The 16,311-nt window shown below is 42.2% G+C and carries 16 protein-coding genes; 8 read left to right on the top strand and 8 right to left on the bottom strand.

Annotated elements, in window-relative coordinates; translation table 11 throughout:
- Window positions 1-128 precede the first annotated feature (128 nt).
- Window positions 129-830, top strand: a complete 702-nt coding sequence (locus Q0081_RS01465) for a response regulator transcription factor (protein WP_298348466.1) — start codon at window positions 129-131, stop codon at window positions 828-830.
- A gap of 77 nt (window positions 831-907) precedes the next feature.
- On the opposite strand, the gene Q0081_RS01470 is transcribed toward Q0081_RS01465, so the two are convergent.
- Both Q0081_RS01470 and Q0081_RS01475 read right to left on the bottom strand, forming a co-directional pair.
- A complete protein-coding gene (locus tag Q0081_RS01470) occupies window positions 908-2,128 on the bottom strand; it encodes an NADH-quinone oxidoreductase subunit D (protein ID WP_298348467.1) in 1,221 nt (406 codons plus the stop codon).
- A gap of 10 nt (window positions 2,129-2,138) precedes the next feature.
- Complete coding sequence (locus Q0081_RS01475; RefSeq protein WP_298348469.1) at window positions 2,139-2,300, bottom strand: type II toxin-antitoxin system HicB family antitoxin; 162 nt, start codon at window positions 2,298-2,300, stop codon at window positions 2,139-2,141.
- 279 nt (window positions 2,301-2,579) lie between these two features.
- Here Q0081_RS01475 and Q0081_RS01480 point away from each other — a divergent pair, with 279 nt between their 5' ends.
- Window positions 2,580-3,146, top strand: a complete 567-nt coding sequence (locus Q0081_RS01480) for a hypothetical protein (protein WP_298348471.1) — start codon at window positions 2,580-2,582, stop codon at window positions 3,144-3,146.
- On the opposite strand, the gene Q0081_RS01485 is transcribed toward Q0081_RS01480, so the two are convergent.
- Window positions 3,147-3,644: a MarR family winged helix-turn-helix transcriptional regulator gene (locus tag Q0081_RS01485; RefSeq protein ID WP_298348473.1), complete on the bottom strand. Its 498-nt coding sequence runs from the start codon at window positions 3,642-3,644 to the stop codon at window positions 3,147-3,149.
- Window positions 3,645-3,834: 190 nt separating this feature from the next.
- Here Q0081_RS01485 and Q0081_RS01490 point away from each other — a divergent pair, with 190 nt between their 5' ends.
- From Q0081_RS01490 to Q0081_RS01500, 3 genes are read left to right on the top strand one after another with little or no spacing between them, the layout of a single operon-like run.
- Window positions 3,835-4,878 carry an HlyD family secretion protein gene (locus Q0081_RS01490; protein ID WP_298348474.1) on the top strand — a complete coding sequence of 348 codons (1,044 nt, stop codon included), beginning with the start codon at window positions 3,835-3,837 and terminating at the stop codon, window positions 4,876-4,878.
- Between the two features lie 22 nt (window positions 4,879-4,900).
- Window positions 4,901-6,460, top strand: coding sequence for a DHA2 family efflux MFS transporter permease subunit (locus Q0081_RS01495; protein WP_298348476.1), 1,560 nt, complete (start codon window positions 4,901-4,903; stop codon window positions 6,458-6,460).
- 49 nt (window positions 6,461-6,509) lie between these two features.
- Entirely contained in the window at window positions 6,510-7,823 is a 1,314-nt protein-coding gene (locus tag Q0081_RS01500; protein ID WP_298348478.1) for a TolC family protein, read from the top strand.
- An 87-nt stretch (window positions 7,824-7,910) separates the two neighbouring features.
- Here Q0081_RS01500 and Q0081_RS01505 read toward each other — a convergent pair whose 3' ends face one another.
- From Q0081_RS01505 to Q0081_RS01520, 4 genes are all read right to left on the bottom strand, one after another.
- A complete protein-coding gene (locus tag Q0081_RS01505; protein ID WP_298348480.1) occupies window positions 7,911-9,869 on the bottom strand; it encodes an alpha-1,4-glucan--maltose-1-phosphate maltosyltransferase in 1,959 nt (652 codons plus the stop codon).
- 85 nt (window positions 9,870-9,954) lie between these two features.
- Window positions 9,955-10,326, bottom strand: coding sequence for a helix-turn-helix domain-containing protein (locus tag Q0081_RS01510; protein WP_298348482.1), 372 nt, complete (start codon window positions 10,324-10,326; stop codon window positions 9,955-9,957).
- Window positions 10,327-10,391: 65 nt separating this feature from the next.
- Window positions 10,392-10,571 carry a hypothetical protein gene (locus tag Q0081_RS01515; RefSeq protein ID WP_298348484.1) on the bottom strand — a complete coding sequence of 60 codons (180 nt, stop codon included), beginning with the start codon at window positions 10,569-10,571 and terminating at the stop codon, window positions 10,392-10,394.
- A gap of 191 nt (window positions 10,572-10,762) precedes the next feature.
- The gene (locus Q0081_RS01520) at window positions 10,763-11,929 is read right to left on the bottom strand and encodes an acyl-CoA dehydrogenase family protein (RefSeq protein ID WP_298348486.1); all 1,167 of its coding nucleotides are present in this window, start codon (window positions 11,927-11,929) and stop codon (window positions 10,763-10,765) included.
- Between the two features lie 130 nt (window positions 11,930-12,059).
- Here Q0081_RS01520 and Q0081_RS01525 point away from each other — a divergent pair, with 130 nt between their 5' ends.
- Window positions 12,060-12,716, top strand: a complete 657-nt coding sequence (locus Q0081_RS01525; RefSeq protein ID WP_298348487.1) for a DUF4190 domain-containing protein — start codon at window positions 12,060-12,062, stop codon at window positions 12,714-12,716.
- A 58-nt stretch (window positions 12,717-12,774) separates the two neighbouring features.
- Here the strand turns inward: Q0081_RS01525 and Q0081_RS01530 are convergent, their stop codons facing one another.
- On the bottom strand, window positions 12,775-13,932 hold the full coding sequence (locus Q0081_RS01530) for a serine hydrolase (RefSeq protein WP_298348489.1): 1,158 nt from the start codon (window positions 13,930-13,932) through the stop codon (window positions 12,775-12,777).
- A 101-nt stretch (window positions 13,933-14,033) separates the two neighbouring features.
- Between Q0081_RS01530 and Q0081_RS01535 the strand changes: the two genes are divergently transcribed.
- Together Q0081_RS01535 and Q0081_RS01540 are read left to right on the top strand one after the other, a co-directional pair.
- Entirely contained in the window at window positions 14,034-15,026 is a 993-nt protein-coding gene (locus Q0081_RS01535) for a polysaccharide deacetylase family protein (RefSeq protein ID WP_298348490.1), read from the top strand.
- 137 nt (window positions 15,027-15,163) lie between these two features.
- Entirely contained in the window at window positions 15,164-16,297 is a 1,134-nt protein-coding gene (locus Q0081_RS01540; RefSeq protein ID WP_298348492.1) for an AraC family transcriptional regulator, read from the top strand.
- The last annotated feature ends 14 nt before the right edge of the window (window positions 16,298-16,311 follow it).

Raw genomic sequence — 16,311 nt, forward strand, 5'->3', positions numbered from 1 at the left:
CTTTTATAACTCCTTTGAGATTGACCATTTATACACAACAGCTGTTAAATTTGTGTTAACAATGAGGAAGTCGTGTTAAAATTCCTGACACGTCTCGTAACTTCGTCACCGAAACCAACACCTATGCTATGAGCGCTGCCAAATCGGCTCAAATTGCACACAAAGTTTTAGTCGTTGACGACGACCCGGATATTGTAGAGCTTCTTGCTTATAACCTGGAAAAAGAGGGCTACGACGTAGCTACTGCTTCCAATGGAAAAAATGCCATCGAAACGGCACGTACGTTCATTCCCGAACTTGTTGTTTTAGACATTATGATGCCTCAAATGGACGGCATCGAAACAGCTCGCCTCCTGCGCGACATTCCCGATTTTAAAAATACCTACATCCTGTTCCTGACGGCGCGCTCGGAAGAATATTCAGAAGTAGCAGCTTTTGAAATCGGAGCGGACGATTACCTCACCAAACCTATCAAACCCCGCGCGCTGATGAGTCGCATCAACGCGCTTTTTCGCCGTGAAGCCCAAAAAGTGGATCCCGGAGAGCAAGTTGAAATTGCGGGTTTATCCATTAATCGTAAAAATTATACGGTTACGAAAGAAGATAAGTCGGTAGTGTTACCTAAAAAAGAGTTCGAATTGCTTTTCTTTTTGGCACAACACCCCAACAAGGTTTTCAATCGCGATGAACTTTTGCAGAAAATTTGGGGAGCCAACATTTATGTCTTGGAACGTACAGTAGATGTACACATTCGTAAAGTTCGCGAAAAAATCGGGGAAACCTACATCAAGACCCTGAAAGGGGTTGGGTATATGTTTACGGATGAATAATTTGTAGGAACGCAATATTTTGCGTTTCATTTTCAAACATTACGTTATGCATTAAGGAGACGCAATATTTTGCGTCTCTACCTGTCTACTTCTCCCATCACTACATCAATCGAACCGATAATCGCCACTAAATCGGCGAGCATCGCACCGCGTGAAATTTCGGCAATGACTGAAAGGTTGTTGAACGAACAGGCACGGGCTTTGCACCGAACGGGAATATCTGACTTACCATCAGTTCGGAAGTAGAAACCCAATTCGCCTTTTGGATTTTCGGCCCGCACGTAATAATCCATTGCCTGCGGACGAATTTTCTTAGGCACCAAAGCTTGGGGGTCAAAATCAGGCGTGCGACGATGTTCTCCCAATAGCTTTTCAACGCATTGCTCAATGATTTTAACTGATTCCCAGCATTCCTGCACCCGCACATAATTCCTGTCCCAACAATCACCTACTGTCCCTACAATGCCTTCCCCCATGGGTATATCAAAATCCAATTCGGGATAAACTGAATATCCATCTACTTTTCGTAAATCCCAACGCAGGCCTGAACCACGCAATACCGGCCCTGAACAGCCATAGTTTATCGCCACTGGTAAAGGTAAAACTCCCACATTAGCAGTACGTTGTATAAAAATCTTATTCTCAATAACCAATTGCTGGAGTTCCTGCAATTTTGGTTTTAAATACGTAACCAATTCCTGACAACGCTCTTCAAAACCGACGGGCAAATCATAAAACAGCCCTCCTACCCAAATATAATTGTAAAGCATACGGGCGCCCGACAGCCATTCGAGCATCCGCAAAATATGTTCACGGTCGCGCATCATCCACAGGAAAGGCGTATAAGCGCCAATATCCATGGCGTAAGTACCAATTGCCACAAAATGAGACGCTAATCTATTCAACTCTGCTACCAATACCCGAATGTATTCGACGCGCTTGGGAAGGTCTTTGTCAATGCCCAGCATTCGTTCTACGCCCATCACGTAGGCGTGCTCGGAATTCATCGCCGCTACGTAATCCATCCTGTCTACGTAGGGTATGATTTGATTGAAGGGCAATGATTCGGCATGTTTCTCAAAACACCGGTGTAAATAACCAATGTGCGGAACTACATCCACAATAATTTCTCCGTCAGACACTACTTCAAGTCGCAGCACCCCATGCGTAGAAGGATGTTGCGGCCCCAGATTAATCACCATTTCTTCCGATTTCAGATTCTCCGCAGTGTATTTACTGGGTTCTGAAATGTTGAGGTGTTCGGGTTTATAATCGTACTGAATTGTTTTAGAGGACATTCTAATAGATCTACAATTCTTCTTTAACTGATAAACATCCTTCTACAGCTTCATAAATATTTGAAAGGAGCTCTTCAAAGCTGTCTCCTTGTGTCATACACCCTGCAATTGCGGGAACCTCAGCCCAAAAGCCACCTCCTTCCGCTTTGTGAATTACTACTTTTAGTTTCATCTGACTGCTATTATGATTGTTCAAAGATAAAACAAGTTAATCATAAAATAGACGGTTTTCAAGAGCATAAAGCAAAAGGAGTAATAGATTTTACCAGAGAATGTACCCCATTATTGTCTTTCCGGCCTTCATAGTGAGAAAAAAAATACCCATTGGAAGCCTGTATTTTTAGGGTACAGTTTTTTACAATTTTCTGTAACATCCACTTTTCCTTATCAGTTGTTATCTTTGTCTATATATTTGTCGAATACCAACGTGAGACTTTGACTGTGGTGAGCTATGCACGAGATTGAGCCTTTTTATAACTGGGAAAAGCATTATGTAGCTGCTGAAGACCGAAAATCCCCTTTTTACGGTCGCGACTACAACATGAATCAGTACGAACACGATATTTACGGTTATTATATTCATCCTCTGTGGGACGAAATTGATTCCGAAACTTTATACGTAAAAATCCTTTTTGCCGATTACAAAAAGAAATTTGCAATCATTGAGCTGTTTGGTGAATGGAACGATACCCTTCACAACGACATCATGTATTTCAAACGAAATGTGATTGATCATTTGTTGGCAGAAGGTATCAACCAATTCATCTTAATTGCCGAAAATATTCTGAATTTTCACGGCTCTGATGATGAATATTACGCCGAATGGTTTGACGAAGTTGAAGACGGGTGGATTGCAGTGATTGGCTCCCGCGAACATACTGAGCAGGAATGGAAACGCTACCGACTGGATTATTACCTCAATTTTGGCGGAACACTGCACTTGGATAATTGGCGGACAATGCAACCGCAACCTTTTTACGAATTGGTCAAAAGCCTCATCATCCGCCGACTGATGTAACTATTTTTGGCGCTCTTCCTCTTCATCCAAAACTGCCAGCAAATCATACATTGTATCCATCATTTGCTGGCATTTTTTTGCACCGATAGCTTTATCAAAACGAGTTCGGACCTCCATCATCGCTTCATTGAGGTCTACAAACAATTGTTTTCCACGCTCATCCAAAAAAATCACACTCGAACGAGCGTCCGCTTCATTAGGCCGTATATAGACATATTTGTGCTCTTCCAATTCTTTTACCACCTTACTCATCGCCTGTTTGGTCACACACGCCTTTTTGGCCAACTCATTGTTTGTTGTCCCATTTTCATCAATATTGGCGATAAAAGCCAATGAGCTCAATTTAAAGTCAACATGACCTTTAGCCAGCAATATCGGCTCTACGTGTTGATGTATATGACGTTTTAAGCGCCAAATTAATCTCCCCAACGAGCGACTTCGAATGGCGTGAAATTTTTCAAAATCAAAATTACCCATTTTGTTTTCTACCGTTTCCATATTACAAATCTACTGAAAGACAGCTTATTAAAAAAATTCAATTAAATTTTAATCTAAATAATAGTCAACTTATTTGACTTTAATAGTCAACTTAGTTTACCTTTACGGACACAAAAGTAGTCAACTAAGTTTACTTATTAATAAATTTCAATTAAAAATTTGTTTTTCACCATTCAGACGCAAAACAACCATGGCAACTGAGCAAAAAAGCATCATTAGAAAGTTACTTCCTCCTGTCATCGGCCTTATTGTGCTGGGCAGTGCGGGATTTTATGGGTTTCAATCGTATCGTCATAACCAAACCTACGAAACCACCGATAACGCTCAAATTGAATCTAAAAGTGCTCCCGTATTGGCTCGGGTAGCCGGCTATATTCAAGTGTCAAACGTAGAAGATTATAAATCGGTCAATGCCAACGAACGACTGATTGAAATTGACCCGCAGGAATATGCGATTGCCGTTAGCCAAGCCGAAGCTGATTATCAGCAATCTTTGGCCGACTTAGAAACGGCGAAAGCATCGCTCCGCAACATTCAGGAAAATTACAAAGTTGCCCAAGCCAACGCCAACGTACAGCTAAGCCGCAAGACCAAAGCTGCCACCGACCTGCAACGTGACAAAAATCTTTACGAGGGAGGCTCGGCTACTAAAAAGGTATTTGAAGAAAGTCAATCGAACGTAGAAATTCAGGATCGTCAATACGATGCCACTTTGGCGCAAGTCAATCAGGCAAAAGTATCGGAAGGGTCGGCTTTGGCTAACATCAAAAAAATGGAAGCTATTCTGAAAGTAAAACAAACGGTATTGGACCAAGCCAAATTACGTTTGTCATACACCCATATTGACGCTCCGGTATCGGGTAAAACGGGTAAAATCAACGTAGCCAAAGGACAATATGTGCAGCCCGGTCAGAATCTTTTCACGATTATCAACGATTCTAATTTTTGGATAACGGCCAATTTTAAAGAAACACAATTGGAAAAAATGCGCGTTGGACAACCCGTTGAAATCAAAATTGATGCGTTTCCAAACTTAAAAATCACGGGAAAAATCACTACGATTTCAGACGCGACGGGTGCTAAGTTCTCGCTGCTACCCGCCGATAATGCTTCGGGCAACTTCGTTAAATTGGTGCAACGCATTCCCGTTAAAATTGAGATTGACAATCCACAACAATACAAAGACCTCCTGCGCGCTGGACTCAGTACCGAAGTAGCCGTAAAAGTGAAATAGTTGTACTAAAAAAGCCTGTGTTATGAAAAGATGGATTGTGGTCATTACAGTGATTACGGCGGCGGTGATGGAGCTGATAGACACCTCCATTGTTAACGTCGGGCTGTATCAAATGGCGGGGAATCTGGGCGTAACCATCGAAGATATTTCGTGGGTCATTACCGCCTACGCCATTGCCAATGTGATTGTTATTCCCATGACGGGATTTTTGCAAAGCTACTTTGGACGAAAAAATTACTTTATTGCTTCCATTGCCCTGTTTACGTTTGCGTCTTACCTCTGCGGAGTAGCCGATACCTTGCCGTTGCTGGTCATTGCACGTTTTCTCCAAGGAATTGGCGGAGGAGCTCTGCTGTCTGTTTCTCAAGGTCTGCTTTTTGATTCATTCCCCGTGAATCAACGCCCCATTGCTTCGGCAGTTTTTGGGATGGGGATTGTGATGGGGCCAACTTTCGGGCCAACGCTTGGAGGAATGATTATTGACAATTATCACTGGAGTTGGATGTTTTACATCAACATTCCGGTTGGGATTGTGGCGCTCATATTGAGTTATTTATACATCGATAAGAAGCCGGAAGAGTACAAAATTGACCGCAGCAAAATAAGAATCGATTACTTGGGAATTGTCTTATTGGCCGTTGGCGTTGGCTGTTTGCAATTTGTACTTGAACGCGGCGAAGCCAACGATTGGTTTGAAGATCAAAGCATTCTAATTTGTACAATTTTGCTTTTTATCTCTCTTACCACTTTTATCTGGTGGGAGCTTAAAATAGATAATCCTGTAGTTAATTTAAGGGTACTCAAAAACCGCAATCTGGCAATTGGGTCTATCTTAATTTTCGTCATTGGAATTGGGTTGTTTACCTCCGTGTTCATGTATCCGCTGTTTGTCCAGCGAATTCTTGGCTTCACCGCTTCCCAAACGGGGCTTTTACTCATTCCCGGAGGAGCCGTTACTCTATTGGTTTTTCCTATTGTAGGACGTCTTATTTCAAAGGGGGTACCACCAAGGTACATTGCCACAGCGGGTTATATCGCCTTTGCGACCTTTTGTTATATGATGTCCACGTTTGATTTAAACACTTCGACGGGGATTTTCTTGGTTGCTTTGATCATTCGTGGGGTGGGATTGGCAATGTCCAATGTGCCGCTTATCAACCAATCCATTTCTACGTTGACTCCCAAGGAAATGCCGATGGGAATTGCCATCACAAACATGATTCGACAAATTGGGGGTGCCGTGGGTGTAGCCTTAGTCAACACTTATATCGCTCAGCGCCTTCCATTCAACGCCGTGAATCTGTCCTCTCACTTGCAGCCAGGTGATATGCTTACCCAAGAACGCATCACAACGATGTCTCAGAGTCTGATAAGTCGCGGCATTAATCCACTCGACGCCCTGCAATTAGCTTACGGAAACATGAACATAATTATTCAAAAACAGGCCCTGATGCTTTCTTATCTGGACGTTTTCCAAATGGCCACTTGGTTTTTCATCTTCACGTTCCCGTTGCTGTTTCTCTTAGAGCGCAAAAAAACAGATTTAACTGTCGTCAAAGCGGCATCCGATTCAGCGCATTAATTCATGACTTTGAACTCTTTTCACATTACAGTCATCCTCATACATTACGATGAAAACTTCACTCAAAATACTCATACTCGGCTCTTTATTGGCAGGCATTACCCATGCAACCATGGCTCAAATTCCTGCCCCACTCCAAAATTTAGTGCAGCAATCTTTCCAAAATTTCACCAAACTCAAAGAAGCCGAGCAGCTGATAAGAGTAGGTGAATTACGCGTAGATGTAGCAAAAACCGCTTTATTACCTTACGTAAGCGCAGCCGGCTCGTACAATTACATTACACCCACGGCTAAAGCCACGTTACCGCTTCCCGAAGGAGCCCGCGAAATTCAGTTTATTCCCAATCATAATATCAATTTAGGAGTCAACGGAAGTTATGGATTGTATGATTTTGGCAAAACGGATTTAACCATTCGTCAGGCGCGGAAAAATGTATTGACGTCTCGCCATAATTTAGAATTGAATCGCCATAATCTGGCGTATCAGATTGCGCAGTTGTACTATACTATTGCCTTTTTACAAAAAAGCCTGAAAGTACAACAGGAAGTCATTCAAGGCAGTGAAGAGGTACTCAAACAAGTGGAACAACGGTTCAAAAACGGTGACGCCTTGGAATTTGATGTAGTATCTCAACAGGTAAAACTCAAAATGACTCAAAACCGTAAAATTGATTTTGAGAACCAAATTGAAAAACAAAAAGTCATGTTGAGTTATTTGACCGGCACCCCGGCCGCAAATATTACTGTACCCGAACTGGCAATTGAAGGTTCGTCACCTGCTGTCTCGACTGAATCTTTGTTAACACTGGCGGATGGCAACAGTAAGGAAATCTTACTCGCTAAAGACCGAATTCGCAGCGCTGAAACGGAGATTGAAATCGCTCAAAAAGCACACCTGCCCACGATCATGCTCAACGGAAGTGTCGGTGAAAAAAATGGTTATATGCCCAATGTTAACCAATTGCGTTTCAACGTTGCTGCCGGACTCAGTGTAAATATTCCCTTGTATGCCGGCAAGCGTTATGACATACAGCGCAGGGCTGCTCAGGTAAATTTGGAAGCCACCAAATACAATCTCACTGCCGTTAATGAGAATTTACAAAAAGACATTGAAAGTGTGAAGATTGATATCAAAAGCAATCAACAACGCCTGGAAAATGTGGGTCTCCAAGTAACCCAAGCTGAACGAGCACTGACGATTGCCAAAAACCGCTTGGCTAACGGAACCATCACCAACGTAGAATTGGAAGGCGCTCAAACAGGAATCGAAGAAGCTCTTTTGTCCCAACTCAATTATCAATTCCAATTGTTTATGAACCGATTGGAATTGAAGCGTTTGATAGGAGAAGAATTTTGGAAGTAATTTGATGAACCATACAAGGCACATAAGAAAATACAAGAAGTTGTACGGCAACCTTATATGAACTTATATGCCTTATATAGTAAAAAACTACAAATCCTCAATCAAAAACAAATGGAACGGCAACAAATAAGGGTCAAGCTCTATGTAGTTGTACTCCCCTTTCCAAACGTATTTTGAGCCCGTGATCAAGTCATGTACAACATATTCCTCCCATCCTGCTTTCTTAATTTTTTGGAGAGGTATTTTTACCATATTGCCTCGACGATTGTATCCATCTAAATTGACAACACACAGGATTCGATTCCCGTCAGGATGAGTCTTAAGATAGGCTAATAGCTGATCGTCGTTGATATCGCAAAAAGTAATGTTATTGGTTTGTTGTAAAGCCGCATTTTCTCTGCGGGCGCGGTTTACCAGCGTAATTACGTAAGTAAGCTTATTGGTATGTTCCCAATCCCAGTACTTGATTTCGTATTTTTCCGAATTCCAATATTCTTCTTTCCCCGGAAAAGCTTCGTTCACCATGTACTCATACGTAGGTCCGAAGATTCCGTAATTGGAAGATAAAGTAGCGGCCAGAAAATAGCGAATCAGGAAGTTAGGCTCATGCCCACTTTGGAGCAACGGCGGATTTATATCGTGAGTATTAGGCCAAAAATTCGGACGGAAATAGTACTTCATTTCAGTCTGCGTCAACTCTGTCATGTACTCCATGAGTTCATACTTCGTATTACGCCACGTGTAGTAGGTGTAAGATTGAGTATACCCTCCTTTTGCCAATTGCTGCATTACTTTCGGGCGCGTGAACGCCTCCGCCAGAAAAAGCATATCAGGGTACTTTTTCTTGGTTTCGGCAATGACCCATTCCCAAAACGAAAACGATTTAGTGTGCGGATTATCCACCCGAATGATGCGAACACCCCATTCTGCCCATACAAAAATGACGCGACGCAATTCTTCCCAAAGGCTCTGCCATGCTTCCGTCTCAAAATTAATAGGGTAAATATCCTGGTATTTTTTAGGAGGGTTTTCGGCGTATTGAATGGTGCCATCCGGGCGAATTTTAAACCATTCAGGATGGTTTTTTGCCCAAGGGTGGTCAGGCGAACATTGAATGGCTAAATCCATGGCAATTTCCATGTTATGTGCCTTGCAGGCAGCCACAAGGGCTTTAAATTCGTCTAAGGTGCCCAAATCCGGATGAATGGCATCATGACCGCCCAATTCAGAACCTATTCCGTACGGTACGCCAGGCTCGCCGGGCATGCAAAGTACGTTGTTGTTTTTGCCTTTTCGGAACTGCATTCCAATGGGATGTATCGGCGGCAGATACAAGACATCAAAACCCATACGCTGAATCCGGGGGAGCAAATCAACTACATCATTAAACGTCCCGTGCACTCCGTGTTCTTTGGCTGCCGAACGCGGAAACATTGAATACCAACTGGAAAACCCTGCTTTGGGGCGATCCACCCAAAGTTGCAACTCGTGGTATCGGGTTACGTTTTCACGGTGAGGATACTTATCAATCCAACTCACAAACTGCTCACTGATAGATAGAAGCACTGCTTCTTCGTACCTGCTTTCGTCACGGAACGTTTTGATAGCCTCCTGAACTGCTTCTTTGTCTTCTTTTGAAGTATGGTTTACTATTTTTTCCAGCAAAGTTGCTCCTACCAAAAGTTCACTGTTTACGTGCTGGGCATCGCGGATTTTAAGTTTTATTTCGTGTTCCCAAGAAGCCAAATGATCAACCCATGCTTCGATGGTATAGCTGTAAAACCCTTCTTTGTCTGCCGCAAACTCTCCCCCCCAACGGTCATTATCGACAAACCGCATCGGAACTTCGCTCCATTTCTTTTCTAATTCATGTTTGTAAAGCAGTCGAGCAGCCGTTTTATCGTGACCGTCACAGAAAATATCCGCTTCTACCTGAATAACTTCCTGTAGAACAGCCTTGATAAAAAAGCGCCTACCTTCTAATTCCGGTACTACGCTTTCCACGATTACGCGGTTTCTGCCCGGTATTTTTGCAAGATTCATCATAAGGTTGTTTAGTTTCGAGCCTTAAACCTAAAAAAATACCCCGACGTGAACAAACGTCAGGGCATAGCTTTTACAATTTCTTTATCTAAAAACCGATTCTTTTCCGTTCGGAAGGCAAATCTACCTTTTCGCGAACCAAATCAATAATCATTCTTCCCGCTAATTTTTCCCGTAAGTATTGATTTTCAAGGCGGAGTTTATCATTTTCAATTCTCAATTTTTCCAATTCCAACTGCTGCAATTCCTGCTGAAGAGATGTGGTTTCTCCCAACAAAGTGGTGATACTTATTTCAAACACTTCGGCTATTTGATGCAATCTTGAAAGGGTTAGATCGGTTTTTCCCCGTTCAATATCCCCATACGAGGTAGTGGATATGCCCAATGAGTCGGCCATATTCTCTTGAGATAAACCGTGCTGTGTGCGCAACAAGCGTATTTTTTCGGCGATAGTTTTCATAATGACTTAAAAACGACAAAAGCCCTGCGAAGGTTCGCAGGGCTTTTGTCGTTTTTAGAAGCGAATTATTTCGCAGCTGAAGTATCAACAGCAGCAGTAGTATCAACAGCAGCTGTGTCAACAGCAGCAGTAGTATCAACAGCGACAACAGTAGAATCAGTAGTAGCCGCTTCTTCAGTTTTACCGCCACAAGCTGCCAAAGTTACCATACCGGCAACGAATAAGAATGCAAATGTCTTTTTCATTTTTTGTGATGTTTTTAAGGTTTCCTCTACAAAGGTAATGCCTTTTTTAATATTCGCAATGGTTTTCTTAAAAAAAAATTAAAAAATCATTAAAAGTAAAATTGTTTCTTGAAAAAATACTATTTCTAACTCTTTTAAGGCTACAAATGAGATAAAAACAACAATTTTTTAATAATTGCATTGCATTATTTTTAATAAACCGACTTATATCCCACTGCATCAACCACAATTTTCGAGATGATTTCCCGCATAATTTCAGACGTTCCCCCGGCAATAGTGCCGACGCGTACATCGCGATTCGGGTAATCTTCCATGTAGCCATATCCACCCAAAAACTGTGAACAGCTATCCACTACCCTTTTCTGTATCTCGCTTGTAAAAAGCTTCGCCATTGAACATTCTTTTACGGCCACTTCTCCCTGCGTAAATTTCCAACAGGTGCTGTACACAAACTCCCTTGCCACCTCAATTTCAGTGGCAATATCAGCAATTTTGTGTCGGATGGCCTGAAACTTACCAATTTTTCTTCCAAAGGCTTCACGTTCATTCAGATAGTGTAACGTTTGATCGAGCGCCCACTGTGCGCCCGAAACGGCCATTATGGAAGCTACCAAACGTTCCAATTGAAGACTTTCCATGAGGTAATAGAATCCAAAATTTTCCACACCTATCAGGTTTTCAACGGGTACGCGTACCTCATCAAAGTTTATTTCAGCAGTATCCGAACTGTGCCAACCCATTTTATTGAGTTTGGTCCGCGAGACACCTTCTGCTTCTAAATCTACTACCAGTAAACTAATTCCGTTTTGAGCCTGACCGGCATCCAGTTTGGTCTTTACCGCTAATGTGATAAAATCACCGTAGGTACCATTGCTGATGAACGTTTTGGAACCGTTAACAATAAATTCATCGCCTTCCCGCACGGCAGTTGTGTGAATAGCCGATACATCAGAACCGGTATTGGGTTCAGTAATACCCAAAGCCGCTACTTTTTCTCCCAAAATGGCTGGCATCAGGTAGTTGTGTTTGAGCTCGACACTGCCCGCTTTGGAAATATGATTGATGGCCATAAATTGATGTACACTTACCGCCGTGGCAAAACCACCCATTCCGCAACGCGCCAATTCTTCTAAAAACACGACCGAAAACCAAAAATCAGCATTTACTCCCCCATACTCTTCAGAATAAAGCAGCCCTAAAAAGCCCAAATCCCCCATACGTTTGAAGATTGAAAGCGGAATGCGGCGCCCAGTTTCCCATTCTTCCGTATGAGGCACGATTTCCTTTTCCATAAACTGCCGCACACTTTGCCGAAACAATTCATGGTCTTCGTTGAAATACTGAGATTTTGATTTCATAATTATGATTTAAAAAATTAACGTGCTGTTCTTGGTTTAATGCAAAGTAGAAAATCGGTACTAAGTTGATTTTAAATAAGATTTGCCAAACTTGTTATTATTCTTTATATCTACTCTAAAACGAAAAACTATGAAAAAGCTCGCTTATTTACCTGTAATCGCACTTTTGTTCACTGCTTGCCAAAAGCAAAATTATGTCTCGTCCATTCCTGCACCTACATTTAATCATTACACTTCGGGGTCGGTTTCGAAACCAATCATAGAATCTAACTTTGAAGCGAATGCAACTACTGCCTTATCTGCCGAAATCATAGCACCCTCTACTCCTGCTTTTGCTTTTTCAATTTCAGAAAGTATTTCCGGTTCTACTAATGAAACGAAGATAAATGTGGTGACTTCGACCTCAAAAGTAACAAGCCACAGCACAAAAACGCCCCTGAAACAGCGAATGATAAAACGTTTTGTTGAACGAAAAATAAGTAAAATGAGCGTTCAGCAAAATAGTAATCCTACAGCAAAACGGTCAGACGGAATTGCAGTAACTTCCTTTTTAGCGGCCATTTTAGGAATTGTCGGCCTATTCACAACAGGATGGTTATTTCTGATAGGAATGGTGGCGGCAATTGTCTTAGGCTTCGTCGGTCTCAGCAGAATCAGACACAGCAATGGCGAACTCGGGGGACGAGGCTGGGCGCTTGGAGGCTTAATACTTGGTTTTATTGAATTGCTTTTACTTATACTTGGTGTATTGTTTGTAGCGGCACTTTTAGGGGCATTTGGCGCTTAATTTTAGCTAAAGCGGCTCCAAATACTGATTTAGAGCCGCTTTTGTTATCTTAGTACATTTACTTTAATACCTTCAATGCCGCTTCTAAATACATTTCCGAATCCTGTTTGAAATAAGGACCTACTTTCTGCGGTGCTTCTTTATGCCCTAATCGTACAACAACCGCATTTTTGGAAGGGATTGCCCAAATCAATTGCCCCAACAGTCCTCTCATACTGACGGTCTGAAGTTCTTTGTAAGGTTGCACCCAAAACTGAAACCCATACACTTGAAGGGCTTTATCGGTTTTGGGGTCTTTGAGATAAGAAGCCGGACTCAATGCCTGAGTCATGTATTTTTCAGGGATGATTTGACGTCCTTTCCAATTGCCTTTCCAAAGCATCAAATGTCCAAATCGAGCATAATCGCGGGCAGTGGGAGCAAAACAGCAAAATGCTTTCTCACGCCCTTTGGGTTTGTCCAGCATCCAAATCGCGTCGGTTTCGCTGCCAATGAGTTGGAAGATTTTTTCGGAAGCCAAGTCAGCAATTTTTTTGTTGTAGGCTTTTTCCAAAATCAATCCCAACACTTCCGTATCACCGCTCCGATATTCAAATTCTTTCCCTACCGGTTTTTCAATTTTGAGTTCATCAATTACGTCTGCAATGTTTTCCCCGTAATACCCATAGGCATTGTTGCTGAAAACCCCTCGGTCTTTCTCGTGCCAATTCAAGCCAGAACTCATTGTCAAGCAATTACGAACCGTAATTTTATTTTTCCCGCCTTCTGAAAATGAACCGATGTAATGTGCAACCGGCTCGTCCAATCCTTTGATTTTATTTTCATTAAGAGCGATTCCTACTAACATCGAAATGATGCTTTTGGAAGCTGAAAAGGATTGGCTAAGGGTTTTGGTATCGTAATTTTCCCAATAACGCTCGTACTTGAGTTTTCCATCCTGAAATACCAAAAACGCCGTTGTATGGTATTTTTCCATGGTATCAATCAGATTCTGAGGAATCGTAGTTTTATTAAAATTAGAATCCAATGGCCAAGGCTCAGGACGTGTAGAGGCCAACACCTGACGCGTAGGATGAAATTTATAATCTAACACATCCACCTCTCCCCACTGTACATAATTGCGAATGTGGATAAACGGCGGCGTATAGGTTAGGCCGGTACCTAACAGAATGATTCCTACAAAACCAAAAAGTGAATTACGAAGTAGTCTTTTCATGCAGGCTAAGAGTAAGTAAAAGGGCCGATTCCCTGATTGAGTGGGTAAGGTTTAAAAGTGCAAGACTTTATCAAGGCAAATATATATAACCACTGTTGTTTATGAAATATTTTTTCTTCGCTGCGTTATCCATTCTGTTTACCAATAAATGTAGGGCGCAGGAAACGTACGCCGAAAAACTGCGCTACCCCAAGGGCAAAAAAGTAATCATTCTGCACATTGATGATGCGGGAATGTCTTATGAGGCCAACCAAGGAACGATTCTGGCCATGGACAAAGGCGTTGCCAATTCTACCAGCGTGATGATGCCCTGCGGATGGGTACCAGCCTATATGAAGTATCTTCAACAACATCCCACCACCGACGCGGGCGTTCATCTTACTCTTACGTCTGAATGGAAAGGCTACCGTTGGTTTCCGCTTTCGGGACGGGAAAAAGTACCGGGGCTCCTGGACAAAGAAGGGGCCATGTGGTCGAATGTTCCTGATGTAGTCAAACACGCCACTGCCGATGAAGTGGAAACTGAAATTCGCGCCCAAATTGCGCGTTTCCGCTCGTTTGGTGTGGAACCTTCGCACATTGACTCTCACATGGGCACGTTGTTTGGGTCACCTGCTTTTACCGAACGTTATATCAAAGTGGGAATGCAGGAAAAAATTCCCGTGATGTTGCCCGGCGGACATGCCACGCTGATTGCCAAAGAACGCAATAGTCCCGCTCAGGAAATTAAGCAATTTCAACAAATAGGTCAACTGCTGTGGAACGCGGGCTTGCCTGTGTTGGATGATTTGTTTGCCGATACATACGGCTGGAAACTTTCTGCCGAAACGCCTAATACCGAAGAAAACCTGCGTAAAATGAAAACGCAGAAATATATGGAGCTTTTGAAAGAAGCCAAACCGGGCATTACGATGGTCATTATGCACTGCGCTGCTCCAAGCGATAATTTTAAGGAACTTACCGATTCATGGCCGACTCGTTATGGAGATCTCTACGCGATGCAAGACCCGGAACTCAAGAAATTCATCGAAAAAGAAGGTATTATTCTCACTACCTGGCGCGAAATGCGTGAACGACGGGCAAAGGTGAAGTAGTTTTGATAAAGCTTAAGACTTTCCAAGTTTATTATCATAGATTGAGCCTGAAACTTGGAAAGTCTCAGTCAATTTAACAACTTTCTCAAGGGCTTTAAATTTTTGCGTAATTTGGCAATGATATAAAGAGCCTTTATATGCTGCCCCCCACCATCGCCAATATCCTGATTTTATTAGGAGTGCTGCAAGGCAGCATTTTATCCGGAATTGTGCTTTTTTCCAAAAATACGTCAAAACCTACACGATACTCTCTGGCTGTCTTCCTGTTGATATTGGTCTATAACGGCCTTGAAACCCTTAATTGGAGTGCCGACTTTAACTACAAAATTTTTGATCTGTTTACCTATACTTGGATCATGGGGCTGGGGCCAAGTTTATATCTATATATCGGATCATTTAGCCCTGCTTCCATTTCTCGAAAACAGCTTTGGCACTATACTCCCGTTTTAATTAAGATTTTATTCAATTTTTCAGTAGTAGCATGGGCATTGATGTATCCTGCTTTATCCAAAATCGGGACAAACTCATTCGATAATTTATGGTTTCAAATTCTTGATTATTCAGAATGGTTGGCCGTAGGTTTGACGGGGACTTATGCGCTGTTAGCATGGCAGAAATTTCAATGGTTCAGTCAGCCTCCAACGACGCTTTCGACTAAAGAATGGCTTTTGTTAAAAAAATGGCTGCGAAGTTTTATTGCCGTTTTTACCCTATTTTGGATATTTTGGGTAGTTACGGTAAGCCAAAAACACCTTTCCGAATCCTATGACTCGTCTGTTTATTATCCCATTGAAGTAGCGATAGTTGTCATGATTTATTGGATAGGTTTTGGGAGTTATCACCGATTAAAATTTGTCGCAGTAGAGCCTTCCAAGTCAGGAGCTTTCCTAAATGACTTTTCGGAAGAAATAATAACAACTTGTTTGGAAGTGCTGCTTAAAGCTATGGAAAAGGAACAACTTTACCTCAACCCTACCCTTTCTGTGAGCGATTTAGCCAAACACATCGGTTTTACCCCTAAGTTAATTTCAGCGGTATTGAATCAACGTTTGCACAAAAGTTTCAATGATTTTGTAAATGAATACCGCGTTGAGGAGGTAAAAAAACGATTGCTTGAACCCAACGGGCAACGCCTTACTCTGTTAGGAATTGCTCTCGAATCGGGCTTTAATTCACAGGCAACTTTTCAGCGAGTTTTCAAAAACAAGACTCAACTTACTCCCAAAGATTTTTTAAATTCTATAAAAATTACTTCTCAAAACCGGTTTTGAGAAGATTGAATAGA

The sequence above is a fragment of the Runella sp. genome, assembly GCF_027484545.1.
Lineage (GTDB): Bacteria > Bacteroidota > Bacteroidia > Cytophagales > Spirosomataceae > Runella.

Coding starts and splice junctions, on each gene's coding strand:
- Q0081_RS01465 (WP_298348466.1), top strand. CDS start 129: ATGAGCGCTGCCAAATCGGCTCAAATTGCACACAAAGTTTTAGTCGTT.
- Q0081_RS01470 (WP_298348467.1), bottom strand. CDS start 2,128: ATGTCCTCTAAAACAATTCAGTACGATTATAAACCCGAACACCTCAAC.
- Q0081_RS01475 (WP_298348469.1), bottom strand. CDS start 2,300: ATGAAACTAAAAGTAGTAATTCACAAAGCGGAAGGAGGTGGCTTTTGG.
- Q0081_RS01480 (WP_298348471.1), top strand. CDS start 2,580: ATGCACGAGATTGAGCCTTTTTATAACTGGGAAAAGCATTATGTAGCT.
- Q0081_RS01485 (WP_298348473.1), bottom strand. CDS start 3,644: ATGGAAACGGTAGAAAACAAAATGGGTAATTTTGATTTTGAAAAATTT.
- Q0081_RS01490 (WP_298348474.1), top strand. CDS start 3,835: ATGGCAACTGAGCAAAAAAGCATCATTAGAAAGTTACTTCCTCCTGTC.
- Q0081_RS01495 (WP_298348476.1), top strand. CDS start 4,901: ATGAAAAGATGGATTGTGGTCATTACAGTGATTACGGCGGCGGTGATG.
- Q0081_RS01500 (WP_298348478.1), top strand. CDS start 6,510: ATGAAAACTTCACTCAAAATACTCATACTCGGCTCTTTATTGGCAGGC.
- Q0081_RS01505 (WP_298348480.1), bottom strand. CDS start 9,869: ATGATGAATCTTGCAAAAATACCGGGCAGAAACCGCGTAATCGTGGAA.
- Q0081_RS01510 (WP_298348482.1), bottom strand. CDS start 10,326: ATGAAAACTATCGCCGAAAAAATACGCTTGTTGCGCACACAGCACGGT.
- Q0081_RS01515 (WP_298348484.1), bottom strand. CDS start 10,571: ATGAAAAAGACATTTGCATTCTTATTCGTTGCCGGTATGGTAACTTTG.
- Q0081_RS01520 (WP_298348486.1), bottom strand. CDS start 11,929: ATGAAATCAAAATCTCAGTATTTCAACGAAGACCATGAATTGTTTCGG.
- Q0081_RS01525 (WP_298348487.1), top strand. CDS start 12,060: ATGAAAAAGCTCGCTTATTTACCTGTAATCGCACTTTTGTTCACTGCT.
- Q0081_RS01530 (WP_298348489.1), bottom strand. CDS start 13,932: ATGAAAAGACTACTTCGTAATTCACTTTTTGGTTTTGTAGGAATCATT.
- Q0081_RS01535 (WP_298348490.1), top strand. CDS start 14,034: ATGAAATATTTTTTCTTCGCTGCGTTATCCATTCTGTTTACCAATAAA.
- Q0081_RS01540 (WP_298348492.1), top strand. CDS start 15,164: ATGCTGCCCCCCACCATCGCCAATATCCTGATTTTATTAGGAGTGCTG.